The sequence below is a fragment of the Lysobacter sp. ESA13C genome, from assembly GCF_019970005.1.
In the GTDB taxonomy this organism is placed as follows: Bacteria; Pseudomonadota; Gammaproteobacteria; order Xanthomonadales; family Xanthomonadaceae; genus Lysobacter; species Lysobacter antibioticus_B.
Genome location: NZ_JAHXYK010000001.1, coordinates 408,250 through 432,173, shown reverse-complemented (window position 1 = coordinate 432,173; position 23,924 = coordinate 408,250). Strand labels below are relative to the sequence as shown.

The 23,924-nt window shown below is 67.5% G+C and carries 21 protein-coding genes; 8 read left to right on the top strand and 13 right to left on the bottom strand.

Annotation, left to right across the window (positions count from 1 at the left end; translation table 11 throughout):
• Positions 1 to 121: 121 nt before the first annotated feature.
• Positions 122 to 352, top strand: coding sequence for a hypothetical protein (locus tag LC490_RS02005; RefSeq protein ID WP_223619126.1), 231 nt, complete (start codon positions 122 to 124; stop codon positions 350 to 352).
• 179 nt (positions 353 to 531) lie between these two features.
• Here the strand turns inward: LC490_RS02005 and aceK are convergent, their stop codons facing one another.
• Positions 532 to 2,268, bottom strand: a complete 1,737-nt coding sequence (aceK, locus tag LC490_RS02000) for a bifunctional isocitrate dehydrogenase kinase/phosphatase (protein ID WP_223619125.1) — start codon at positions 2,266 to 2,268, stop codon at positions 532 to 534.
• 86 nt (positions 2,269 to 2,354) lie between these two features.
• Between aceK and LC490_RS01995 the strand changes: the two genes are divergently transcribed.
• Complete coding sequence (locus LC490_RS01995) at positions 2,355 to 2,831, top strand: hypothetical protein (RefSeq protein ID WP_051885379.1); 477 nt, start codon at positions 2,355 to 2,357, stop codon at positions 2,829 to 2,831.
• Positions 2,832 to 2,872: 41 nt separating this feature from the next.
• Here LC490_RS01995 and LC490_RS01990 read toward each other — a convergent pair whose 3' ends face one another.
• Both LC490_RS01990 and LC490_RS01985 read right to left on the bottom strand, forming a co-directional pair.
• Complete coding sequence (locus LC490_RS01990; protein WP_223619124.1) at positions 2,873 to 3,346, bottom strand: hypothetical protein; 474 nt, start codon at positions 3,344 to 3,346, stop codon at positions 2,873 to 2,875.
• On the bottom strand, positions 3,343 to 3,723 hold the full coding sequence (locus LC490_RS01985; protein WP_223619123.1) for a hypothetical protein: 381 nt from the start codon (positions 3,721 to 3,723) through the stop codon (positions 3,343 to 3,345). The genes LC490_RS01990 and LC490_RS01985 overlap by 4 nt, the downstream gene beginning before the upstream one ends.
• A gap of 299 nt (positions 3,724 to 4,022) precedes the next feature.
• On the opposite strand from LC490_RS01985, the gene LC490_RS01980 reads away from it, so the two are divergent.
• Entirely contained in the window at positions 4,023 to 5,054 is a 1,032-nt protein-coding gene (locus tag LC490_RS01980) for a DUF4344 domain-containing metallopeptidase (RefSeq protein WP_051885378.1), read from the top strand.
• 1,159 nt (positions 5,055 to 6,213) lie between these two features.
• On the opposite strand, the gene icd is transcribed toward LC490_RS01980, so the two are convergent.
• The gene (gene icd / locus LC490_RS01975) at positions 6,214 to 7,542 is read right to left on the bottom strand and encodes an isocitrate dehydrogenase (NADP(+)) (RefSeq protein WP_031372593.1); all 1,329 of its coding nucleotides are present in this window, start codon (positions 7,540 to 7,542) and stop codon (positions 6,214 to 6,216) included.
• 243 nt (positions 7,543 to 7,785) lie between these two features.
• Between icd and LC490_RS01970 the strand changes: the two genes are divergently transcribed.
• Positions 7,786 to 8,364 carry a hypothetical protein gene (locus LC490_RS01970; protein WP_031372592.1) on the top strand — a complete coding sequence of 193 codons (579 nt, stop codon included), beginning with the start codon at positions 7,786 to 7,788 and terminating at the stop codon, positions 8,362 to 8,364.
• On the opposite strand, the gene LC490_RS01965 is transcribed toward LC490_RS01970, so the two are convergent.
• Complete coding sequence (locus LC490_RS01965) at positions 8,354 to 8,779, bottom strand: YkgJ family cysteine cluster protein (protein ID WP_223619122.1); 426 nt, start codon at positions 8,777 to 8,779, stop codon at positions 8,354 to 8,356. The two genes, LC490_RS01970 and LC490_RS01965, sit on opposite strands and share 11 nt — an antisense overlap.
• Before the next feature lie 211 nt (positions 8,780 to 8,990).
• Entirely contained in the window at positions 8,991 to 9,698 is a 708-nt protein-coding gene (locus LC490_RS01960) for a UPF0149 family protein (RefSeq protein WP_223619121.1), read from the bottom strand.
• Positions 9,699 to 9,769: 71 nt separating this feature from the next.
• Here LC490_RS01960 and LC490_RS01955 point away from each other — a divergent pair, with 71 nt between their 5' ends.
• The gene (locus tag LC490_RS01955; RefSeq protein WP_223619120.1) at positions 9,770 to 10,168 is read left to right on the top strand and encodes a YchJ family metal-binding protein; all 399 of its coding nucleotides are present in this window, start codon (positions 9,770 to 9,772) and stop codon (positions 10,166 to 10,168) included.
• 216 nt (positions 10,169 to 10,384) lie between these two features.
• On the opposite strand, the gene LC490_RS01950 is transcribed toward LC490_RS01955, so the two are convergent.
• From LC490_RS01950 to LC490_RS01930, 5 genes are all read right to left on the bottom strand, one after another.
• Positions 10,385 to 10,876: a hypothetical protein gene (locus tag LC490_RS01950; protein WP_031372588.1), complete on the bottom strand. Its 492-nt coding sequence runs from the start codon at positions 10,874 to 10,876 to the stop codon at positions 10,385 to 10,387.
• 52 nt (positions 10,877 to 10,928) lie between these two features.
• Positions 10,929 to 11,231 carry a LysM peptidoglycan-binding domain-containing protein gene (locus LC490_RS01945; RefSeq protein WP_031372587.1) on the bottom strand — a complete coding sequence of 101 codons (303 nt, stop codon included), beginning with the start codon at positions 11,229 to 11,231 and terminating at the stop codon, positions 10,929 to 10,931.
• 159 nt (positions 11,232 to 11,390) lie between these two features.
• On the bottom strand, positions 11,391 to 12,203 hold the full coding sequence (queF, locus tag LC490_RS01940) for an NADPH-dependent 7-cyano-7-deazaguanine reductase QueF (protein WP_031372586.1): 813 nt from the start codon (positions 12,201 to 12,203) through the stop codon (positions 11,391 to 11,393).
• 348 nt (positions 12,204 to 12,551) lie between these two features.
• Positions 12,552 to 13,901 (bottom strand): M20 family metallopeptidase, encoded by a 1,350-nt coding sequence (locus LC490_RS01935; protein WP_223619119.1) that lies wholly within the window; start codon positions 13,899 to 13,901, stop codon positions 12,552 to 12,554.
• 243 nt (positions 13,902 to 14,144) lie between these two features.
• A complete protein-coding gene (locus LC490_RS01930; RefSeq protein WP_223619118.1) occupies positions 14,145 to 15,470 on the bottom strand; it encodes an amidohydrolase in 1,326 nt (441 codons plus the stop codon).
• Between the two features lie 338 nt (positions 15,471 to 15,808).
• On the opposite strand from LC490_RS01930, the gene LC490_RS01925 reads away from it, so the two are divergent.
• Positions 15,809 to 17,947, top strand: coding sequence for a TonB-dependent siderophore receptor (locus tag LC490_RS01925; RefSeq protein ID WP_223619117.1), 2,139 nt, complete (start codon positions 15,809 to 15,811; stop codon positions 17,945 to 17,947).
• A 425-nt stretch (positions 17,948 to 18,372) separates the two neighbouring features.
• Here LC490_RS01925 and LC490_RS01920 read toward each other — a convergent pair whose 3' ends face one another.
• The gene (locus LC490_RS01920; RefSeq protein WP_223619291.1) at positions 18,373 to 19,365 is read right to left on the bottom strand and encodes an aldo/keto reductase; all 993 of its coding nucleotides are present in this window, start codon (positions 19,363 to 19,365) and stop codon (positions 18,373 to 18,375) included.
• A 289-nt stretch (positions 19,366 to 19,654) separates the two neighbouring features.
• On the opposite strand from LC490_RS01920, the gene LC490_RS01915 reads away from it, so the two are divergent.
• Together LC490_RS01915 and LC490_RS01910 are read left to right on the top strand one after the other, a co-directional pair.
• Complete coding sequence (locus LC490_RS01915; RefSeq protein WP_223619116.1) at positions 19,655 to 20,548, top strand: LysR family transcriptional regulator; 894 nt, start codon at positions 19,655 to 19,657, stop codon at positions 20,546 to 20,548.
• Positions 20,549 to 20,660: 112 nt separating this feature from the next.
• Positions 20,661 to 21,992 (top strand): APC family permease, encoded by a 1,332-nt coding sequence (locus LC490_RS01910; protein WP_223619115.1) that lies wholly within the window; start codon positions 20,661 to 20,663, stop codon positions 21,990 to 21,992.
• A gap of 11 nt (positions 21,993 to 22,003) precedes the next feature.
• Here LC490_RS01910 and LC490_RS01905 read toward each other — a convergent pair whose 3' ends face one another.
• Positions 22,004 to 23,716 (bottom strand): serine hydrolase domain-containing protein, encoded by a 1,713-nt coding sequence (locus LC490_RS01905; protein WP_223619114.1) that lies wholly within the window; start codon positions 23,714 to 23,716, stop codon positions 22,004 to 22,006.
• Positions 23,717 to 23,924: the final 208 nt, after the last annotated feature.

Genomic DNA, 23,924 nt, shown 5'->3' with positions numbered 1-23,924 from the left:
TTGAATCCCTTTCAAGTCTGGCTTGCAAACGGCGCGCTTTTTTGCCGTATCCGGCGAGCGTACCTTGCGAATCACTCAATAAGCCAGTCCATACCGGGCCGGCGCCGCAGGGAGACGAGCCATGAATATCTACAAGAACCTGATGTTCCTGCACGGCCATTTCGTCGATCCGCGCGATGCCGACGACGACGTCGCCGAGACCGCTGCCGCGGCCGTGGTCGAGCGCAGCCGGCAAGTCGTCGCCCGGCGTTCGGCGACCGCCGCCGTCGCCGGTTGGCGCGCCTGGTTCGCTCGCACCCCGGAAAGCCTGACCCGTCAGGACGCCTGCCGCGATGCGCATGGTTGTGCGTGAGGTGTGCAGGGCGCGGCGGTCGTGCCCTCACCCCAACCCTCTCCCGCAAGCGGGAGAGGGAACAACGCAGCGGCGGGACTAGCCCTTCTCCCGTTCGCGGGAGAAGCTGGCTCGAAGAGCCGGATGAGGGCATCAGTGAGGCGATAGCCTCAGCATCAAGCGGCAAGCGAGTCCGTCCACTAAGGCAGCCGCCGCTGCTCCGGGTACGGCGCCACGTCGTTGTGACGGCCGCTGACCAGACCGTCCTGCACCTGTTGCCACCACTCGACCCGGAAGATGTCGGCATGCGCGTGCATCAGCGCACCGAGCAGCGCCGGCGACAGGCCCAGGAAGCGCGGGAACTGGGCCGGGAACACGTCGTTGCCGGCGGCATAGAACCAGGCCCCGGACTCCATCTCTTCCTCGTGGTTGCGCGGTTCCGGCACGTTGCGGAAGCGGCAGTCGGTGACCAGGCATAACTCGTCGTAGTCGTAGAACACCGCGCGGCCGTGCCGCGACACGCCGAAGTTCTTCAGCAGCAGATCGCCCGGGAAGATGTTGCTCAAGGCCAGGTCGCGGATCGCCTGGCCGTAGTCGATCACCGCCGCGCGCGCCGCCTCGGCGGTCTGCTCGCGCACGTACAGGTTGAGCGGGCGCAGGCGGCGCTCGACATAGCACAGGTGCAACACCAGGTCGTCGCCGTCCAGGCTGATGCTGCTGGCGCAGGTGCTCAATAACTCCTCAAGCAGGTCCGGGGCGAAGCGCGCGCGCGGAAAGCGCAGGAAACGGAACGGCTGTGCGTCGACCAGGCGGCCGACGCGATCGTGGCGGAACACCAGCGAGTACTTGGCCTCGACCTCCTCGCGCGCGACTTCCTTCGGGTAGGCGAAGCGGTCGCGGATGATCTTGAACACCAGCGGATAGCTGGGCAGGGTGAACACCGCCATGACCATGCCGCGCTCGCCTTCGGCGCGGATCAGGCGTTCGCCGGGCTGCGCCGCGAACTGGCGGAAGAAGGTGCGGTAGCGCTCGGTCTTGCCCTGCTTGGCGCGGCCGAGTACGGTGTAGAGCTCGTCGATGGGCTTGCCCGGCAGCAGGGTGCGCAGGAACACCACCGCATCGCCGACCGTACCGAGGTCGGCATGGAAATAGCTGCGCGAGTAACTGAACAACTGCACGACTTCGCTGCGCAAGGTCAGCACCGCGTCGACCTTGAGCGCGCCGCCGTCGTTGACCAGGGCTATCACGCACGGCGAGAACGAGCGCTCGCCGAACACGCGTCCGACCAGATAGGCGCGGCGCTCGCGATAGAACACGGTGTCGAGCAGCTCGACCGCGCGCACCGGATGCGGGCCCCAGTGCTGCAAGTCCTCCTGCAGCCGCACCGCGATGCCGGCGGCGCAGCGCGTGCGGTGCGCGTACGGCACCGCGAACGGGTAGTCGCCGAGCACACGCATGAAAGTTTCTACCAGGCGATCCTCCGACACCGCATAGCTGTGGCGCGCCACCGGGTGGGTGATGGCGTCGGTCGGCTCGATGTCGAGGGCGACGAACTCCATCGCCGGGTCGACGCCGCGGGTCTTGAAGAAACGCCGGGTCAGGGTATTGAAGAAGGTCTTGTAGAGCTCGCAGTCGAGCAGCGGCGCGATCGTTTCGGCATAGGCCGCATGCACCGCCGACCACAGCACGCGGTCGCGGGCGCGCTCGCCGAGCCGGCGTTCGAGCGAGTCGCTGGCCTCGGCGATGCACAGGTCGTAGAGCTCGATGCGCTCGATCGCATCGTCGCGTTCGCCGCTCCAGTCGCTGCGCTCGAACCGGCCCTGGGCGCGGCGGGTGATCGCGGCGAAACGCGCGTGGTAATCGGCGAAGGCGTCGCGGATCAGACCGGCGACGGCGGCGGCTTCAATGGTGACGTCGGCGGCGGGCAGGGGGGCCATGTCAGGAGTGTACGGCGCAGCCGCGATGCGTGTGGCATGCTCGCCGCCGCCGCGGCAGCGCCGCTTTGCTTACGGATGAAACGATCATGATCGCCACGACAAGGACGCCGCTGCCGGTTTCGCATCGCTACGGCCTCGCCCTCGCATTGCTGTGTTGGGCCGGCCTGGCCTGCGCCGAGGAGCCGATTGCGACCCGCTACACCGGCCACGTCGGCAAGCGCGCGGCGACCCTGTACCTGGTCGACCAGGAGAGCGGATGCGGCGGCGGCCAGCGCTTGCTCACCGCGATGTATCGTTACGACGGCGTGTCGCAGTGGCTCAGCGTCCAGGCCACCCGCGACGAAGCCGGTCATCTGGCCCTGGTCGAGAACGGCCGCGTTACCGGCGTCACCGGCGCGATGATGCTCAACGGCCGCGACGGCGCCCTCAAGGGGCGCTGGATCAGCCCCGACGGCGAACGCCTGCTGCCGGTGGAACTGCACAAGGCGGCCTTGTCGAAGGCCGAGCGCGAGAAGCTGGACGATCAGCTCGAACGCCTCGCCCACGAGAACGACGACTGCTGAGAAGCAACGGCGCCGCCGAGCGCGGCTCAGTCGAATGCGGCTCAGGACCGGCCGGAAGACACGGCGGCCGACACGCCCGCGCGCAACGCACGTTGCGCGCCGATCGCTTCCAGCGCGATGGTCAGCGCCAGGATCGCCAGCACCGACAGGGCGTGCGGCAGGAACAACTCGAAGGTCGGTTCCCACGGTGCCCAGGTATTGCCGTAGAACGGCGCGTACATGGTCATGTTCGAGTGCAGGCCGAGCAGGGTCGCCGAGGTCATCGCCGTCGCCGCGATCCAGGTATCGCGCGGCAACACGCCGCGGCGCCGTTGCCGCAACCACAGCGACCACGGCAGCACCAGCAGCACGAAGCCGAAACTCGTCGACAGCGCGAGTTCGAACAGGAAGCGGGTCGAGGTCATGATCTCGACCGAGGCCAGATCGATCTCGCCGACCACGTAGGGCCAATGTACCCACGCCGGCAGTGCGATCGCGGCGACCAGAAGCCAAAGGTAGCGAGCGAACGTCGTCATGCCTGCGCCAACAGCGCGTGCAGCTGCGCGGCGGTATAGAAACGGGTAGCGGCGAGCGAGCGTTCGTTGCCGGGGGCGACGTCCTGATCGAAGCTCAGCACCGGGCCGTACACATAACCGTGGACGCCGCCGAAGCTCGACAGGCTGCGGCAAATCCAGAGCCGGTAACCGCGGCCGATGTAGCCGTGGCTGCCGCCGTCGGCCGGCAGCGGCGCGTCCATGTCGGGTTGGGCGAAGCTCGGTCGACGGCCTGCGAGGACGTCGCGGAAATCCTGCGAGGCTTCGAGGACGGCGCCGCGAGCGGGTTCGCCGAAGGCGTCGAGGTCGACGCCGGCGAAGGGACCGCCATCGAGCGGGTCGTCAGTGGTAGCGGTCATGGCGTCCGTTCCGGGTGGGGCGTGTGGTGTTCGCCGGCGCTTGCTCGCAGGTCTCATGCGGTGCGGCGGGCGGCTTAGAACGCACTATCGACGGTGCATCGGCAAGGAAATCTACTGTCAAAAAAGCGGATGCAGTCACATAAGCATCGGAGTACCATCCGCCCTTGACGGGGCAAGGACGCTGTAGGCACCGATTGGAATCACGGCCGTTGGGGGAATCCAATCGTCACCGCGTCCTGTGCGCTCGGAAGTGGGCCGATCCCTTCGGTCTTGCAGTATTCCAGCCAAGAGCCACAAACATGGTACAGAAGATCATCATCGGCCTGCTGGCGACCGCTCTGATCGCGGTCTGCTCGATCTGGGGCTACAGCGTCTGGTCGCAGAAACAGGCCGCCGCGGCGCTGGTCGCCGCCGCCAAACCCGTCGCCGCCATCAAGCCGCTCGAAGCGGTCAAGCCGCCGGAAGCGGCCGCGACCGAAGTCGCTGCCGTGGTGCCGGAAGAGAAGGCCGACGGCACGCATTTCACTTACCAGTACGTGGTTCCGCGCAGCGGCGAGTTGCTGCCGACGTACGAGATGGCGCGCGAGATCGATCTGCTCAGGCACTTACCCGAGGTCAACCAGCTCGATGGCTGGCTCACCCTGCCGCGGCCGATCAACTTCATCGCCGCCGAATGCGGCACGGTCAACGCCTTCTACGCCAAGGACAAGGGCGATGTCGTCCTGTGTTACGAGATGATCGATCTGCTGGTGCGCCAGGGTGCGGCCTTCGTCCAGGCCAACGGCGGCGCCACGCGCGACCAGCTCGACTACCTGCTGGCGAATCTGCGTTTCCTGATGCTGCACGAGACCGGCCACGCCCTGATCGACATGCTCGACCTGCCTTCGACCGGTCGCGAGGAAGACGCCGTCGACCAGTTGGCCACGACCCTGATGCTGTCCCTGGTCAGCGCCGATGAGTCCTCCAGCGACATCGCCCAGAAACTGCAGCTCGCCGCGACCTTCTTCATCGCCACCGACGATGGCCAGCACGACATGGCCACCTATGCCGACGAGCACTCGGTCGGGGCGCAGCGCTACTTCAACCTGCAGTGCATGATCTACGGCAACAACCCGGGCAAGTACCTGCGCATCGTCACCACCGGCCGTCTGCCGGAGGCGCGCGCGCTGCGTTGCGAAGAAGAGAGCAAACAGATCACCCGCAGCTGGATGCGCCTGATCGAACCGAACATCGCGCCGAAGCACCGCCTGACTGCGGAAGAGGAGCGCGCCAAGATCGAACAGATCCAGCGCAAGCAGGTGGAGAGTACGCAGGCGCCGTATATGCGCTGAGCGGGGCTGGTTCGATTTCCCGAAGCCTAAGGGTAGGAGCAGCGTAAGCCGCGACCGCGCTGTTTCGGTCTCGCGGCGCTTCGCTCAAGCAAGATCAGGATCAAACGCCAAAAGTTTCCGCCACTAAAGCGCCTCGTCGAATCCGCTGCAGCGACGCCGCCAAGGGTGGGAGCGGCGTCCTACTGGATTTCCTTCGGTCACAAGCCGCGACCGCGCTGTAACAGGTTTGCCGCGTTTCGCTTAAGCAAGATCTAGATCAAACGCCAAAAGCTTCCGCCACTAAAGCGGCGGGTTACTTTCTTTTGTCATAAGCAACAAAAGTCCGTCTGGATTCCCTTCGGTCAAAGGTAACCAAAGAAGTTGCTTTTCTTTGAATCACAGGCCCGCACGAGCGGTGCCGACGCGGGGATTTTTCATACGGGACATCCCTGTACCGATGAAAAACGGCGCGCATCCGTGCGCGCCGCCCTCCGGGTCTTCGTCTGCCTTCGCTAGTGCGAGGCGACGCACAGCAACAGCAAAATCCTTGCGGCAACGGCAACGGCAACGGCAACGGCAACGGCAATTTTGTTGTTGCTGTTGCTCTGAAGAGCTTGGCGCGGCGATGAGCTAGCGAGAACACCTGGAGACCCGGAGGGCGGCGCACAGGACGTGCGCCGTTTTCCGATAAGACAAGGATGTCTTATCGGAAAATCCCTGCGACAGCATCGCACTCGTGGCCTGTGCCCTTGCAAGGAGAGCCCTTTTCTTTGGTTACCTTTGACCGAAGGGAATCCAGACGGACTTTTGGGCTTAGCAAAAGAAAGTAACCCGGCCGCGTTAGCGGACGGAAGCTTTGCTTTGAGCGCCTGCCGCCTAACCATACCGATACGTCGCAAGACTGTCATAGCGCGGTCGCGGCTCGCGCCGCTCCTACCCTCGCGACGGCACGCCGCTTCGATGAATGGCATAGGCTCTGTTACTCCTGCTGGTCCCTTGGTCGCGACTCACGTCGCTCCTACAGAGGGTTGCGCCGGAGCCGGCGCGAGACCGACGCAGCGCGGTCGCGGCTCGCGCCGCTCCTACCCTTAAGCAGATCGACGGCTTTGCGGCGCACAGACCCCGCCAAAACAAAGGGGCGCCGAAGCGCCCCTTTGTACGATCGTCGTCGGCGACCCGATTACAGGTGCTTGATGATCTCGTCGGCGAACTCCGAGCACTTGACCTCGGTCGCGCCGTCCATCAGACGGGCGAAGTCGTAGGTCACGCGCTTGCTGGCGATCGCCTTGTCCATCGCGGCGATGATGGCATCGGCCGCTTCGGTCCAGCCCAGGTAACGCAGCATCATCTCGCCCGACAGGATCACCGAACCCGGGTTGACCTTGTCCAGGCCGGCGTACTTCGGCGCGGTGCCGTGGGTCGCCTCGAACACGGCGTGGCCGGTCACGTAGTTGATGTTCGCGCCCGGGGCGATGCCGATGCCGCCGACCTGCGCGGCGAGCGCGTCGGACAGGTAGTCGCCGTTGAGGTTCAGCGTCGCCGACACGTCGTATTCCTTCGGACGCAGCAGGATCTGCTGCAGGAAGGCGTCGGCGATGGCGTCCTTGATGACCAGGCCCGCGCCCGGCTTGCCTTCCGGAATCACGTGCCAGGGGCCGCCGTCGAGTTCGACCGCGCCGAAGTAGTCGCGCGCCACCTGGTAGCCCCAGTCACGGAAGCCACCTTCGGTGTACTTCATGATGTTGCCCTTGTGGACCAGGGTCACCGACTTGCGCTTGTTCTCGATCGCGTAGGAAATCGCGCTGTGCACCAGGCGCTCGGTGCCGAGGCGGCTGACCGGCTTGATGCCCAGGCCGACTTCGACCGGCAGCTCGCGCGCCGGAGCGCCGATGGCCTGCAGTTCGCCGAGCCACGCCGCGTTCTTCTCGGCGGTGCCGAAGCGGATCTTGTCGAATGCCTGCGGGAATTCCTTCTGCAGGAAATCCAGCACCTTCTGCGAGTCGGCGCTGCCGCCGGCCCATTCGATGCCGGCGTAGATGTCCTCGGTGTTCTCGCGGAAGATCACCATGTCGACGTCGCCCGGCTTCTTGACCGGCGAGGGCACGCCTTCGAACCAACGCACCGGGCGCAGGCAGACGTACAGGTCGAGCATCTGGCGCAGGGCGACGTTGAGCGAACGGATGCCGCCGCCGACCGGCGTGGTCAGCGGACCCTTGATGCTGACCAGGTAGTCGCGGCAGGCCTGCACGGTGCCGTCCGGCAGCCAGGTGCCATAAGTGTTGTTGGCTTTTTCGCCGGCGAAGACCTCGACCCATTCGATCTTCTTCTGGCCGCCGTAGGCCTTGGCGACCGCGGCGTCGAGCACGCGCACCGAAGCGCGCCAGATGTCCGGGCCGGTGCCGTCGCCTTCGATGAACGGGATGATCGGACGATCCGGCACGTTGAGGCCGGTCGGGGTCTTGGTGATCTTGGCGCCGCCTGCGGGCGGCGTCGCTACGAACTCGGTCATTACGATCTCCAGTGGGGCCGCCGTGCGCTGGCGCACGGGGCGGAGCAGGGTCCTTGCGGAAAGCGGTGCGGCTGCGATCCGGCCCGCCATTGTCGCGGTTCGGGCGGGGCGAGGCAAAGACCGGACGGGTATAAGGCCGACGCGCTATGGAATGATGCGTCCCGGGCTTGCCCTGGACGGGCCCGGCTCATTGCTGCGGCGGCCGAGTCGTCGACCGCTCGAACCATCCGTGGAGGACCTGCGATGCAAACGGAGCAAACCGACTCGGCGCTGCCGGAATTGACCGAAGCCTGCGAGGACGGTTTCGTCGACTGCACCTTCAAGATCGAAGATCTGCGCTCGGATGCGGATCACTACTACTTCCGCATGTCGGCGCGTCACGAGGGCGAGATCGTCGGGCTGGACGCGCGACTGGTGAAGCGGATCGGTCCGGGATTCGATGCCGACATGCACCTGCGGCAAGAGCACGTCTACGGCGAAGGCCTGGTGCTGTCGTCGACCGGTGCGGCCAGCGACCGCCTGATCCGCGCGTTGGCGAAGCTGTACGCGATCGAGCCGTTCGAGCGCGTCGCCGCCGCGAGCGAGTCCTACACCTTGATCGCGCTGCAGCAGGAAGACACCGAGCTGGAAACCCATGCGGTCCGGGCCAAGATCTTCGGCCGCGACCAGGACGAAGCCGCGCTCGACGAGGATTACTACGAGAGCTTCTTCCACATCGACCTGCCCAACGGTTATGTCCATTGGAACGAAAAAGACGCCGACTACCGCGAGCCCTTGCTGAGGGCGTGGAGCGGGGCCGCCGTGGATCGGTCTAGTCCGTAGCGTTCGCCGAACGGTGGGTCATTGCGTTCGTGCTCGGGCGGTCGTGATCCGTAACGGACCGCGCGCTCGCCGACCAATGCTGCGGCGATAACGGCTCCAAGCCATACGCTGCCCGCGCCTGATCGCATTGCGGGCTTGGTCGCCCGTCTTCCCACGCGGGGTACAGCTCGCGGCAGGGCGAAGGGCGCAGCGGGTAGATGCCGCACTGGGCGTCGGCGCCGACCGTGCCGCGCAGGGAATGGCAATGGATGCGGCCGGCATAGGTGCCGCGCATGACCACGCGGTGCGGGTCGAGGACTTCGGTCGCGGCGCTCGGGGTGAGGCCGTCCGGGTGGGCGTCGGTTTCGCTCCAGTGGAAGGCGACGCGGAAATGGGCGCAGCAGGCGCCGCAGCGCAGGCAGGGATGGGTCGACATCGCCGAACGGAACCGATGGGATCGGCGCCATTTTCTCATCGGCCCCGGCGCGGCCGGCAAGAGGCGCCGGCGATGCGGCGGGTGCGTTTCGAGTCAGCGGTTATGGCTATGGACACGAAACCGATCGGGGCCGCAGCGACGATGTCGATGCGGCCCCGCTGCATGGCGAGCTGCGATGGCGCAGCGGTGGCCGTGCTTCAGCGCGCGCGGCTCAGGCGCCGCAGCACTTCTTGTACTTCTTGCCGCTGCCGCAGGAGCAGGGGTCGTTGCGGTCCGGGGTCTCGACGCGGCGCAGCGGTTCGCGCGGGGTCAGGGCCTCGATGCGGTGGTGGTGCAGGTCGGCCAGCATGCCGGGCAGGCCGGCAACGATCTCCAGGCGCTCGCGGTAGCTGATCGGGGTCGGCGGCGCCGCCGGGTCCTCGCCGAGCACTTCGCCGCTGGCGAGGCGGTCGAACAGGCCGAAGATTTCGTCCATCCAGTCGTTGTCGTCGAGCCACTGGTCCCAGGCCCCTTCGCGCAGCTCGACGCCGCGGAAGAAACCGAAGGCCCAGTCGCGGCCGACGTCGAGTTCGTCCGGGGCATCGGCTTCGGGCTCTTCCGGCAGCCACAGCAGGGGCGCCAGGTGGTCGGGCAGGTCGTCGTCGCCGTGGCAGACGCGCGAGCTGACCATATTCCAGTGGCCGAGCAACAAGGCCTGGATCTCGTCGGCCTCGGCCTGGTCGTTCCAGCGCGGCGCCTTTCCGCCCCAGACCACCGGCTGCCATTCCTCGGCCGTCGGCTGTTCGGGGCTGACCGCCAGGGCCGACAGGAAGCCGTCCAGCGCTTCCAGATTGAAGCCCTTGTGGGGCACGGCGCGCTGATCGAGCAGGTCGGCCAGGCGTTCGATCTGCTCGTCGTCGAGGTAGGCAGGCGGTTTCATGGCGGGGCTCGGGACAGGGGAGAGGACGCGCATGGTAGTCGCAGCGGCGTGCTTGCGACGAAAATATCGCCATGACCGCCCGTATCGCGTTGCCCGCCGCCTGCCCCTGCGACCCTTCGCGCCGCTATGCCGACTGCTGCGGCCGGCTGCATGCCGGGGCCGCCGCCGCTACCGCCGAGGCCCTGATGCGCTCGCGCTACAGCGCCTACGCCTTGGGCGACCTGGAGTACCTGCGGGCCAGCTGGTTCCCGGACACCTGCCCCAGCGAGCTCGATTTCGAGCCGGGGGTGCGCTGGCTCGGCCTGGACGTGAAGCGGCACCGTCTCGACGGCGAGGACGCGGCGACGGTCGAATTCGTCGCCCGTTATCGGGTCGGCGGCGGTTCGGCGGCGCGCCTGCACGAGCTCAGTCGCTTCGTCCGGGTCGAGGGGCGCTGGCTGTACGTGGACGGGGAGTTTCCGCAGGGGTAGTGGCGGGTTCGGCGCCGCGGAATCGATGCGGGGTTGGCGCAGCAGGAGCAAATCCTCCGGCCCCCCTTTTTCAAAAGGGGGAACCCGTTTGCTGAAGTTCTGAAGCGATCTGCTGCAAGCCCTGGTCCATCGGCGATTACGGATCGCGCGGACAAAAAAAGGGCGCGGCAGTGAGCCGCGCCCGGGCTTGCCCGCCCATGAGGCGGAGAGAGAGGGTTACTTCACTTCGAGTTCGGTGGTGTTGGCCACGGCGCCGTTGGCGCTGATCTCGACCTTGTACTTGCCGGCCGGCCACGGCGAAGCCTTGGCGAACTGGAAGTTGGTGGTTTCGGCACCGGTGGTGTTGAGGGTCTGCTTCTCTTCACCGGCGGTCTGGCCGTCCTGATAGACGAGCTTGGCGGCCACTTCGGCGTTGCTTGCGGTGCCGTCGGTGGCGACCGAGGCGACGATCTTGTCGGTCGGCTTGAAGCTGGTGGTCGGCGCGGCGATCTTCTTGTCCGGACCGGCGGCGGTGCCCAAGGTCACCGACACCACGCTCAACGCGGCCGGGGCCGGAGCGGGTTCGACCGGCGCCGGAGCCGGGGTTTCGGTCGGGGCCGGAGCCGGTGCGGGCGCCACCGCTTCTTCCTTCTTCTTGCAGCCGGCCAGGGCCAACGCGGCCACGAGGGCAGCGGCAACGGCGTAATGCGTACGATTGCGGATCAACATGGTGGATCTCCTGGAAAGACGATGGTGATGATGGTGAAACGCAGTCGACGGATCAGTCGTTGATGGTCGGAATCTTGAGGATCTGGCCGGGCTGGATCTGGTCGGGATCGTCGAGCTGATCGCGATTGGCCTCGAAGATCGCGTTCCACTTGCTCGCCTTGCCGTAGAACTGTTTGGCGATATGCGAAAGCGTGTCGCCCTTTTCGACCGTATAGGTCTGTTCGCCGACTTTTTCCGCAGTCGTATCGACCGTCACCGTCACGTCGGAGAAGTCGGCCTTCTCGACTTTCTCCGCGGTGGTATCGACATGGGTGGTCACATCGGAAAAATCGGCTTTCTTGTCCGGGGTAGTCATGGGTTGAGGGCTCCTGCCGAAGTGGCGAGCGCAACATGACATGCGGCTTGTTAAAAATGTATAGCGCCGGCGTGAACTCACATTACAAAACTGAATAATGTGATTCTGCGCATTCAGCGCAGCGGACGGCCCGGCCCAGAGGCCGGGCTCAAAGGCACATTACTGGCGTTCGTCGCGGCCGACGCTCGGACGCGACAGGCCCGGGCTGCCGCGCCAGGGGTTGATGTCCAAGCCGCCGCGGCGGGTGTAGCGCGCCTCGACCGACAGCCACTGCGGCTGGCAGCGGCGGCTGAGGTCGGAATGGATGCGTTCGACGCATTGCTCGTGGAACTCGGCGTGGTCGCGGAACGAGACCAGATAGCGCAACAGCGCGGCGCGATCGAGCTTGGGGCCGCGATAGGCGATGACCACCCGCGCCCAGTCCGGTTGACCGGTGACCGGACAATTCGACTTGAGCAGCGCGCTGCCGAGGGTTTCCTCGACGATCTCGCCGGCATCGGCGGCGAGGTGCTCGGCGTTCGGTGGGCCGTAGTCGTCGATCACGACGTCGAGCTCGTCGATCGACTCGACGCCGTCGGCGGTGTCGATCGGCGGCAGGCCGAATGCGACCTCGACCGGCGCGCCGGCGGCGGCCGACAGATCGCGGGCGATGGTCGCCAGGACCATGCCATCGTCGTCGAAGCGGGTGGCATTGAAGGAGTTGAGGTAGAGCTTGAGCGACTTGGACTCGATCAGCTGCGGCGAAGTCGCCGGCACCGACAGGGTCGCGGTGCCGACGCGCGGCTTGCCGCGAGCGTCCAGCCAGCTCAGCTCGTAGGCGTGCCAGCGGTCGATGCCGACGAAGGGCAGGGCGTCGTCGGCCAGGCCGATATGGGCGCGGCCGAGCGAGCGGGCGATCGGAAACAGCAGCGAGGCGTCGTACTCGCGCGGGTAATCGACGTGGCGGCCGAGGGGGAGGTCATGGGAAGTCATGGCGACATTTTAGCCGCTGGCGATGGGGAGGCCCGTTAGGATCGGTTGCCTGGCCTGCTCCAGCCCGCCGCAACCCCGCCCCAGCCTGGCCTTTGCGTTTCCCTCCTTTGAAAAAGAGGGGAGGGGGATTTGCTGGTGCTTGCGGCGCATCGCGCCGAACAGCAAATCCCCCGCGCCGACAGACGACGCGCACTTCGAACACAGGCCGGGCGCTTGCCCCCTTTGTCAAAGGGGGCAGGGAGTTACGCAGGGCGAGTGGTTGGTGTTGCGCATCTCGCCGGTGTTGCGCCTTCTGACTTGCCTCGGCTGTTCCCCCTTTGGAAAAGGGGGCCGGGGGTGCTTCCCGCCTTAGCCCGCCGCCTTCGCCCCATGCAGATAGTCCAGCGTCACCTGCAGCATCGCGCGCAGGCCGACGTCGAGCGAGCTCTCGTCGAGCTTGAACTTCGGCGAATGGTTGCTCGGCGCGGTGGCCGCGTCGACGCCCGGCGCGGTCGCGCCGACGAAGAAGAACATCGCCGGCACCTCCTTGGCGTAGTACGAGAAGTCCTCGGCGCCCATCACCAGCGGCATCTCGACCACGTTGGCGTCGCCGGCCACGGCCTTGAGGCTCGGCAGCATGCGCGCGGTCAGGGCCGGGTCGTTGTAGGTCACCGGGTTGCCGTCCTGGTCGGGCACCGTGGCCTCGGCATGGGCGCCGTGCGCGGTGCTGACGTGTTCGGCGACGTTCTTGAGGTCCTTGAAGATCGCCTGGCGCATGCCCTCGTCGAAGGTGCGGATGGTGCCGATCATTTCGACGTCGTCGGGAATGATGTTGTAGCGGATGCCGCCCTTGATCGCGCCGAAGCTCACCACCGCCGGCAGCTTGGCGATGTTGGTGCGGCGGCTGACGATGGTCTGGGCGCTGCCGATCACGTCGGCGGCGGCGACGATCGGGTCGACCCCGGCCCAGGGCGCCGAGCCGTGGGTCTGGCGGCCCTTGATCTTGATGGTGAACCGATCGGACGCCGCCATCAGCGGGCCCTGGCGCACGCCGAGCTGGCCGGCCGACAGGGTCGAGAACACATGCAGGCCGAACATGGCCTCGGGCTTGAAGTCCTTGAACAGCCCGTCCTTGAGCATCAGCGAAGCGCCGCCCTCTTCGTCGGCGGGCGCGCCCTCTTCGGCCGGCTGGAACACCAGCATCACCTGGCCCGGCAGGTCTTTCTTCATCGCCACCAGGGCGTCGGCGATGCCGAGCAGGATGCCGGTGTGGGCGTCGTGGCCGCAGGCGTGCATCACCCCGACGGTTTCGCCGCGGAAGTTCGCCGTGGCCTTGGACGCGAACGGCAGATCGACCTGCTCGGTGACCGGCAGCGCGTCCATGTCGGCGCGCAGGGCGATCTTCGGCCCGGGCTTGCCGCCTTCGATGATCGCGACCACGCCGTGGCGGGCGATGCCGGTGCGTGGCTTGAGGCCGAGCTTGCGCAGATGCTCGGCGACCTTGGCCGCGGTGCGCTCCTCGCGGTTGGACAGCTCCGGATGCTGGTGGAAGTCGCGGCGCCAGGCGATCACATCGGCCTTGACCTGAGCGGCGGCGGCTTTCACTTCGGGGCGTTCGGCCGAGGCCGCGGCGGTTTGCGCCGTGGCGGCGAGCGGGAGGGCGGCGAAGGCGGAGCAGCTCAGGACGCAACTCAAGGCGACGGACAGCGGACGCTTCATCGACGGACTCCGGCAGGAAAGTCCCGATCCTAGCCCATGCCCGCCGGCGGGGCTGCGCGACCTTGGTCGGTTCGGTTCGCCCCGCCCCGTGTTCATCGAATCGCGGGGCACCCCCTGTAGGAGCGACGCAAGTCGCGACCGCGAAACCGCGCCTGCGTCGTAACCCCCATGCCGTGATCGCGGCTTGTGACCGAAGGAAATCCGCTAGGACGCCGCTCCTACCCGTTGCAGCGTAGGCCCGCTCTAACCGCCGTGCAGATAATCCAGCGCCACCTGCAGCATCGTCTTGGTGCCGACTTCGAGCGCGCCCTCGTCGAGCAGGAACTGTGGCGAATGATTGATCGGCGCCTTGGCCGGGTCGATGCCCGCCGCGGTCGAGCCGACGAAGAAATAGAATCCCGGCACGGTGTTGGCGAACTGCGAGAAATCCTCGGCCACGGTCACCATCGCCGACTCCTTCACCCGCGCCTCGCCGGCCGCGCGCTGCAGCGACGGGAGCACGCGCCGGGTCAGGGCCGGGTCGTTGATCGTCGCCGGCGCGTTGTTGACCACCTGCAACTCGGCGCTGGCGCCGGCGGCGTGGGCGTAGTCCTCGGCGGTGCGGCGCAGGCGCGCGATCACGTCCTCGCGCACCGCCACATCGAAGGTGCGCAGGGTGCCGACCAACTTGGCTTCGTCGGGAATGATGTTGAAGCGCACCCCGGCATTGAACTGGCCGGCGGTCAGCACCACCGGAGTCGCGGCGATGTTGACCTGGCGTGCGATCAGGCTCTGGCTGGCGAGCAGGATCTGCGCGCCGACGGTGATCGGGTCCACGCCGTCCCAGGGGCGCGAGCCGTGGGTCTGCTTGCCGCGCACGGTCAGGCTCCATTCGTCGGCGCTGGCGAGCATCGGCCCGCTGCGGTAGCCGACCTCGCCGACACTCAAGCCGGCCCAGACGTGCAGCCCGAACACCGCCTCGGGTTTGAACGCCTTGAACACGCCTTCGCTGAGCATCATCGCCGCACCGAACGGCGCGCCCGCCACCGGCGGGCCTTCTTCGGCCGGCTGGAACACGAACATCACCTCGCCGGGCAGTTGCTCTTTCTGCGCCGCCAAGGCGGTGGCTACGCCGAGCAGGATCGCGACATGCGCGTCGTGGCCGCAGGCATGCATCACCCCGACCGGCTGGCCGCGGTAGTCGGCCTTGACCTGCGAAGCGAACGGTAGCCCGGCCGGCTCGGTCACCGGCAGCGCATCCATGTCGGCACGGATCGCGATGCGCGGCCCCGGCTTGCCGCCCTTGAGCACGGCGATCACGCCGGTGTGGGCGATGCCGGTACGCGGCTGCAGACCGAGCTTGCGCAACTGGTCGGCGATGAGCTTGGCCGTGCGCACTTCGTGCTGGCCGAGTTCCGGGTGCTGATGGATGTCGCGGCGCCAGGTCACGACCTGGTCGCGCACCTGCTGCGCGGCCTCGGCGACCTGCGCAGGTTCCGCGGCCGTGGCAGCGATGGCGGATTCTGCAGCCAGGCAGGACCAGGCCGCAGTGAGCGCGACCGGCAGTGCGCGCAGGGAAACGAGTCGCATCGGAGCTCTCGACGACGAAGGGGAGAAGCGCAGCCTGCCTGGGCGGGACGGCTGCGCCAAGTCCTGGGCCGGCGTTGGCGGCAGACCGAGTACGAACGGCATCCGAGCGACTGTGGCCGGGTACTGCGGCGCTCGACAGCTTCACTGCACGGGCGCCAGATTGCGCCGCCGCCGTATCGGGGTAAAATGAGAATGATTATTGTTCGTGAATGTGGCGCGCCCGGAATTCCAGGGTCCTGCCACCGGCCGCGTCGCGCTTGGTCGCGACGGTCCGGCGACGACGCCCAGGGACGCGCCGCGCGCGTTCCGTACCTTCCGACTCCCTCAGGCTTCCGTCCATGCCGTTCTCGTCCGCATCGAACCCGCCCGCGCTGCCGCAGGCGATCCGTCTGGCTCTGTTGGGTTTGCCGCTGCTGCTCGGCGCGTTCGCCGCGCGGGCGGCCGAACCGACCGAGGCGAGCGATCCGACCACGCTCGACGAGGTGCAGGTGCGCGCGCCGATCGCCAGGCGCAGCCAGACCGTGACCAAGACCGACACCTCGCTGATCGAGGTGCCGCAGTCGATCTCGGTGGTGACTGCGCAGCAGATGCGCGACCGCGGTATCCAGGGGGTCGAGGAAGCGGTCTGGTACACCGCCGGCGCGCAGGGCGGCGGCTACGGCCAGGACACCCGCAGCGACTGGCTGTTGGTGCGCGGTTTCAGCCCGGCGCGCTACATGGACGGGCTGGCCTTGACCGACGGCGTCTGGACCGGCGGCACCCGCATCGAGCCCTACGGCCTTGAACGCCTGGAAGTGCTGAAGGGGCCGTCGTCGGTGTCGTACGGGGCGATGCCGCCGGGCGGCCTGGTCAATATGGTGAGTAAGCGCCCGGTCGCCGAGCCGCTGCGCGAAGTCGAAGTCACCGTCGGCAACTACGATCTGCGCCAGGCGGCGTTCGATTTCGGCGGCCCGCTCGGCGACAGCGGCCGCTGGACCTACCGGCTCACCGGCCTGGCGCGCAACAGCGACAACCACGTCGACTACGTCCACGACGATCGCTACTTCTTCGCCCCGGCTTTGACTTGGAAACCGAGCGAAGCGACCTCGCTGACCTGGCTCGCGCGCTACCAGAAGGCCGACACCGCCCAGGGCGGCGGTTTCCTACCGGCTGCCGGCACCTTGCTTGCGAACCCGAACGGCAAGATTCCGAGCCATCGCTACACCGGCGAGCCGGGCTGGAACGATTACCTCAAGACCATGACCTCGGTCGGCTACGAATTCAGCCACCGCTTCGGCGGCGCGCTCGAGTTCCGCCAGAACCTGCGCTACGGCAAGGTCGAGGTCGACCACGACGCCGGCGTCGGCGCATTCGGCCTGCAGGCCGACCAGCGCACGCTGACGCGCTACTACTTCCCGCTCGAAGAAGAGTCGACCTCGTTCGCGGTCGACAACAACCTGCAGTGGAACCTCGATGCCGGCGCCTGGCGCCACACCGTCCTGGCCGGCGTCGACTACCGCCGCCTCAACAGCGACTACGCCTCGGCGTTCGCCTTCGGCGCGCCGTCGCTGGATATCTTCGCTCCGGTCTACGGCGCCGCCATCGTCAAGCCGGCCTATACCTCGCGCCAGGACAAGACCCAGCAGCAGCTCGGGCTATACCTGCAGGACCAGATCGAGATCGACCGCTGGGTGATCACCGCCGCCGGGCGCCAGGACCGCGTGCGCACCCGCACCGAACAACTGTTGGCCACGCCGGTCGCGCGCGAACGCCAGAGCGACAGCCGCTTCTCCGGCCGTCTGGGCGTGAACTACCTGTTCGATTCGGGCTGGGCGCCGTACCTGGCCTGGTCGCAATCGTTCGAGCCGACCGTGGGCGTCGACTTCGCCGGGCAATCATTCAAGCCGACCACCGGCGAACAGATCGAAGCCGGATTGAAGTTCCAGCCGGCCAACGGCCGCGCGCTGGCGACTCTGGCGGTCTACGAGATCAAGCAGGAAAACACCCTGACGGTCGACCCGAACCACACCTTGTTCTCGGTGCAGCAGGGCCAGACCCGAGTGCGCGGCGCCGAACTCGAAGGCCGCTGGAACCTGCGCAACGGCCTGAGCCTGTACGGCGCCTACACCTATACCGACAGCGAGGTGACGCGGACCAACGACGCCGCCGCGCTCGGCAAGCAGATCGCCCTGCAACCGCGCAACGTCGCTTCGCTGGGCGCCGACTACACGATTCCCTACGGCCCCTTGTCGGGTCTGGGCGTCGGCGCCGGCGTGCGTTACACCGGCGAGCACTACGGCGATATCTACAACCAGTGGAAGACCCCGTCCTACACCGTGTTCGACGCCTCGCTGCGCTACGACCTGCAGAACTGGCGCTTCCAGCTCAATGCCAGCAACCTCACCGACAAGGAATACATCAGCGTCTGCAACAGTGCGGCGTGGTGCTACTACGGCTACCCGCGCACGGTGACGGCGACGGTGCGCTACCAGTGGTGACCGACGCTTTAGCCGTTGCAGTTCCCCCCTTTGGAAAAGGGGGGGTAGGGGGGATTTGCTTTTGCGCATCAGTGCGCATCACGCCGAGAAGCAAATCCCCCGCGCTGAAGATGCATCTGGCTTCGTGCTCGCGTAAAGCGCTGGCCCCCTTTTTCAAAGGGGGCAATGGAGTACGCGCTTGCGGTCGGCCGCAAACCAGCCGCTGACTTCATTGTCCGAATAGCCGTTGCAGTTCCCCCTTTGAAAAAGGGGGGCAGGGGGATTTGCTTTTGCGCATCTAGTGCGAATCACGCCGAGAAGCAAATCCCCCGCGCCGCAACCCGTTTCGGACCTAGTGCCGGCGCAGGGCGCTGGCCCCCTTTTTCAAAGGGGGCAACGGATTACGCGCTTGTTGTCGAAAACAGCCGCAAACCAGCCGCTAAACCTCAGCGCCCGATCAGCGCCATGCCGACCGCGGTGTAGCGGTCGCCGGCGATCGCGTCCGGGCGGAACACCGTGTCGAGTGCGGCGAGTTCGTCGGGCGACAACATCACCTGCAAGGCGCCCAAGTTGTCTTCCAGGTACTTGCGGCGCTTGGTGCCGGGGATCGGCACGATGTGCTCGCCCTGCGCCAGCACCCAGGCCAGGGCCAGTTGTGCCGGCGTGCAGCCCTTGTTCGTGGCCAATCGCTTCACCTGTTCGGCCAGTTCCAGGTTGCGGACGAAGTTGTCGCCCTGGAAACGCGGGGTCGACAGGCGGAAATCGTCGCTTTGCAGCTCGCTCGGGCTGGCGATGTTGCCGGTCAGGAAGCCGCGGCCCAGCGGGCTGTAGGGGACGAAGCCGATGCCGAGACGCTCGCAGGTCGCGAGCACGTCGTTGCGCTCGGGGTCGCGCGTCCACAACGAATATTCGCTCTGCACCGCGGTGATCGGGTGCACGGCATGCGCGCGCTGCAAGGTCTGCGCCGACGGTTCCGACAGGCCGAGGTAGCGCACCTTGCCCTGTTGCACCAGTTCGGCCATCGCGCCGACGGTGTCCTCGATCGGCACCTCGGCGTCGATGCGGTGCTGGTAGTACAGGTCGATATGGTCGGTGCCCAGGCGCTGCAGGCTGCCTTCGATCGAGCTGCGCACGTATTCGGGGCGGCCGTTGATGCCGCGCAGCTCGGGGCGGTCGGGATCGAACACGATGCCGAACTTGGTCGCCAGGAACACCTCCTCGCGGCGGCCGCGCAAGGCTTTGCCGAGCAGGCGCTCGTTGGTGTGCGGGCCGTACATGTCGGCGGTGTCGAGCAGGGTCACGCCGAGTTCGAGGGCACGGTCGAGGGTGGCGAGCGACTCGCCCTCGTCGGCATCGCCATAGGCGAAGCTCATGCCCATGCAGCCCAGGCCGAGTGCGGAGACGGCCGGGCCGTTGCGGCCGAGGCGGCGGGTCGGGATGGCGGTAGCGTTCATGCGGAGTCCTCTGCGAACGGGGGAGGGGAAAGGCGGAAGCGAACTGGCCGGCGGCGCCGGGCCTTGCAGCACGGCGCGGCGAGGTCGCGACGGACAGGCCGAGCCAATCAGACCGGTCCGATGGGCCCGACCCCGTGTAGGCGATACGGCGTCCTCGTCCCGGGCCGGGTCGGCTGGGGCCAGGAGACAGACGATAGGCCTGGCGGATTGCTGAAAAAACAGGAATTATCCGAATGACTCTTGAAGCATTGCTTCATAATCAACGGTGCCCTGTATGGCTTCCCACCCGCTCCCCGCCGTCATCGCCTTCGCCCGCGTGGCCCACCACGAAAGCTTCACTCGCGCCGCGGCCGAGCTGGAGCTGTCGCCGTCGGCGCTGTCGCAAACCGTACGCACCCTGGAGGCCAAGCTCGGCGTGCGTCTGCTCAACCGCACCACTCGCCGGGTCGGCCTGACCGAGCATGGCGCACGTTTCCTCGAACAGATCGGCCCGGGGCTGGCCCAGATCGAGGCCGCCTTCGACGACCTCAACGCGGTCCGCGACCGCCCGACCGGGCGCCTGCGCATCAACACCGGCCGGGTCGCCGCGCGCCTGTTGCTCGAACCGAACCTGCCGGCGTTCCTCGCCCGTTATCCGCAGATGCAGGTCGAGGTCTTCGCCGACGACACCCTCGCCGACTTGGTCGCGGGCGGTTTCGACGCCGGCATCCGCCTCGGCGAATGCCTGGCCAAGGACATGATCGCGCTGCCGCTCGGAGGCCCGCAGCGGCAGATCGTGGTCGGGTCGCCGGCCTACTTCGAGCAGCGGACGCACCCGCGCACACCCGAGGAATTGGTCGACCACGAATGCCTGCGCCATCGCCTGCCCGGCAGCGGTCGGCTGATGGCCTGGGAGTTCACCCGCGACGGCCGCGAGTACGAGGTCGACGTCGCCGGGCGGCTGATCTACAACGACAGCAGCCTGGCCTTGAACATGGTCCGTGCCGGCTGCGGCCTGATGCAGGCCTTCGAGCCGATGGTGACCGAGGACCTGCGCAGCGGCGGCCTGGTGCAAGTGCTCGACGCTTACACGCCGGCGTTCCCGGGGTTCCATATCTATTACCCGGCGCGCAAGCAGTTACCGACCAAGCTGCGCGTGTTCGTGGACTTCATGCGCGAGCATTGCTGAGCGGCGATTCGTTCGAGCTTGCGGTCAAGGGCAGGGGGCGCGTTCCGGTCGCATCGCGCTCGCCTTTCGCCGCGGCCCGTGCGAGGCTGCGGCGACCCGCCCGGGACTCGCCATGACCGCAACCGTCGCGCCCGCCGCTCCATCGAAAGCATTGCAGGGCGACGCCGCGCTGGTGCGCGCGCTGGGCCCGTTCCAGCTCGGCGCCTCGATCATCAACATCATCGTCGGCGCCGGCATCTTCATGCTGCCGGCGCTGCTGTCCGGGCGCATGGGCGTCAGCGCGCCGCTGGTGTTCGTCGCCGGCGCCATCGCGATCGTGCCGATCGCGCTGTGCTTCTCGGCCATCGGCAGTCGCGCCGCCGCGACCGGCGGGCCCTATACCTACGTCGGTGCGGCGTTCGGGCCGTTCTCGGGTTTTCTTGCCGGCGCCTTGATGTGGATCTGCAACACCGCCTCCAGCGCCGGTGTCGCCGCGGCGTTGGCCGAGCAGGCCGGCAATGCCTGGGCGGTGCTGCGCGAGCCGCTGCCGCGCGGCGCCTTCATCGCCGCGGTCTACGCGGTCCTGTTCGCGCTCAATGCCTTCGGCGTGCGCCTGGGCGCGCGCATGATCGTGCTGCTGGCGACTTTGAAACTTACCCCGCTGTTCCTGCTGGCGACGCTGGGGCTGTACTTCGTCGACTGGCAGCAGGTCGGCTGGAGCGAGGTGCCGTCGTGGAGCGCGCTCGGTTCGTCGATGGTGCTGGTGGTGTTCGCTTACTCCGGCATGGAAACCGCGCTGGTGCCGACCGGCGAAGTGCGCGACCCGTCGCGCCACGTGCCGCGCGCGACCTTGTCGGCGATCGTGGTGGTGGTGTTGCTTTACGTCGGCATCCAGGTGGTCTGCCAGGGCGTGTTGGGCGCGCGGCTCGCTGCGAGCACCGCGCCGATCGCCGATGCCGCCGGCGCGATCTGGTCGCCCGGCCACGGCCTGTTGCTGCTGACCGCCGGCGTGTCGATGACCGGCTTCCTGATGGGCAATCTGTTCGCGTCATCGCGGCTGCTGTTCGCGCTCGGCCGCGACGGCTACCTGCCGCAGGCCTTCGGCCGCGTCGATGCGCGGCACCACGTGCCGCGCGTGGCGCTAGCGGCGCATGCCGGCATCGCCCTGGCGCTGGCGTGGATGGGCAATTTCGAAACCCTGGCGCTGATCTCCGGCGGCGCCATCTGCCTGCTGTTCGCGGCGGTGTCGATCGCCGCCTGGCGCGCCCAGGCCGTCGATCTGCGCGGACCCGGCGAACCCTTCGCGATGCCGGGCGGCGCCTGGGTCATGCCCGCGCTGGCGGTGCTGACGATGGCGGCGATCCTGGCGACGATGACGCGCGCGCAATGGGCAGCGATCGCCGCCTCGCTGGCGGTGCTGGTCGCGTTGTACGGCGTGCTGCGGGTGCTGCGTCGGCGCGGCTGAGCGCGCCGCGCCTACAAACGAGAACAGGCTAGATCGCGCACACGGCCTGCATCGAGCGCGACGCCGTCGATGCGGCCGTCGGCGCCGCGATGGAAACGGTAGCTCAACAGCCCCTGGACGAAGCGGTCGCGTTCCAGCGGTTCCAGGGCGACGGCGGGGAAGCGCGGGTCGAGTTGCTGCAGGGCGCCGTCGACGAGTTCGAACTCGTAGTCGCGTCCGAGCTCGTCGCAGCGATAGCGGCCGGCATAGGCCTGCAATTCGTCGGCCGTAGGCGCGGCGACGTCGACGGCGAGGTAATCCCCGCCGCGGTCGCCGGTGGTCACCGTCATCCTGCGTGGCCGGTCGCGAGTGCGCTCATGGAAGCGCAGCGTGGCGACCGAGGGCGCGCTCAGTTCGAACTCGGTGCTGCCCAAGGGCCGCAGGATGAATTCGTCGTCGAAGTGGTGCAGGGCGAGCCGGCCGTCGGCATGGACGATCTTGCGCAGGTCGCCGCTTTCGGCATGGCGATAGACGCCCGTCCACTGTTGCAATTGAGCGGGCGTTAGGTGCGCCGACTTGCGCTGCACCGTGGCGCTGTCCTGCGCGAGCGAAGGCGGCAGGCCCAACCACAGGTCGGCGATGCGTTCGGCCCAACGCTGCGGTTGCGCTTCGGCGAAATTGCACAAAGTGGCGACGCTCAGATGCCGCTGCGGGAAACGCAGCAGCTCGGCGCGATACCCGCCCCAGGCGCCGCCATGCCGCACCGTGGCCAGGCCGCGGTACTCGCCCATCTTGAGGCCGAGGCCGTAGTCGATGCGCTTGCCGTCGTCGAGCGCGCCGGCTTGCTGCATCTGCGCGAGCATCGCCGCGGTGCCGACCTTGGGCTCGTAGAAATTGCGGTCCCAGCGCAGCAGGTCGGCGGTGGTGGTGTGCATCGAGCCGTCGCCGACCTGGTCCCAGTGCGGCTGATCGAGCCGGTAGCGTGTCGCGGTGTCGTGCGGCGGCGCGTCCACGGAAGCCTCGGCGCGCGCATAGGCCATCGCGCGACCGGGCACGAGCTCGGCGTGGTCGCGGCGGAAGCGGGTGTCGTGCATGCCGAGCGGGGCGAAGATCCGCTGCTGCGCGAATGCGGGCAGGGATTGCCCGGACACGCGTTCGACGATCTGGCCGGCAAGGAAATAGCCGGAGTTGCTGTACAGATGTTCGCTGCCGGGCGGGAAGTTGAGCGCACGCTGGCGGGTCAACGCGTCCAACGCCTGGGCGTCGGTGGCTTGGTCGTCGAAGGCCGCGCCGCCGAGGATCAGCAGGGCGATGTAATCGCGCAGGCCGCTGGTGTGCTGCAGCAACTGGCGGATGGTGATCCGACGGCCGTAGTCGGGCATCTCCGGCAGATGCTGGCGGATGTCGTCGTCGAGCGAAAGTTTGCCGTCCTGGGCGAGTAACAACACGCTGGCGGCGGTGAACTGTTTAGAGGTCGAGCCGATGTCGAACACGGTCCGTGCGCCGATCGGCACCCCGAGTTCGAGGCTGGCCATGCCGTAGCCGCGCTGGAACACGGTCGCGTCGTCGCGATACACCGCCACCCCGCAGCCCGGCGTGTCGCGGCGGTTCCATTGCGCGAAGATCGCGTCGGTGGCGGCTTCGAGCGCGCCGGGGTCGGCGGTGTCGGGCGGCGCCGCGTGCGCGGTCGCGAGCGCCAGCAGGGGCAGCGCGAGGGTCGAGGCCAACCATCCGGCAACGCTCATGCGGCGGGTTCCTGGTCGTGTCCCGCGCGAGGCGGCGAGTCCTGTCGAGCGCTGCGCCGGGCGCAGCGGCCCGGCTTGACGGCATGGTCCTCGCGTTGGCGTCCACAGGCTTAGACGCGACGCACACAACGCAGCGGCCACCATGCCGGCATCCGCAGGCCACGCGCTTGATCCTTGACCGCCGGCTGTTGCCTACTAACGGCCTGCA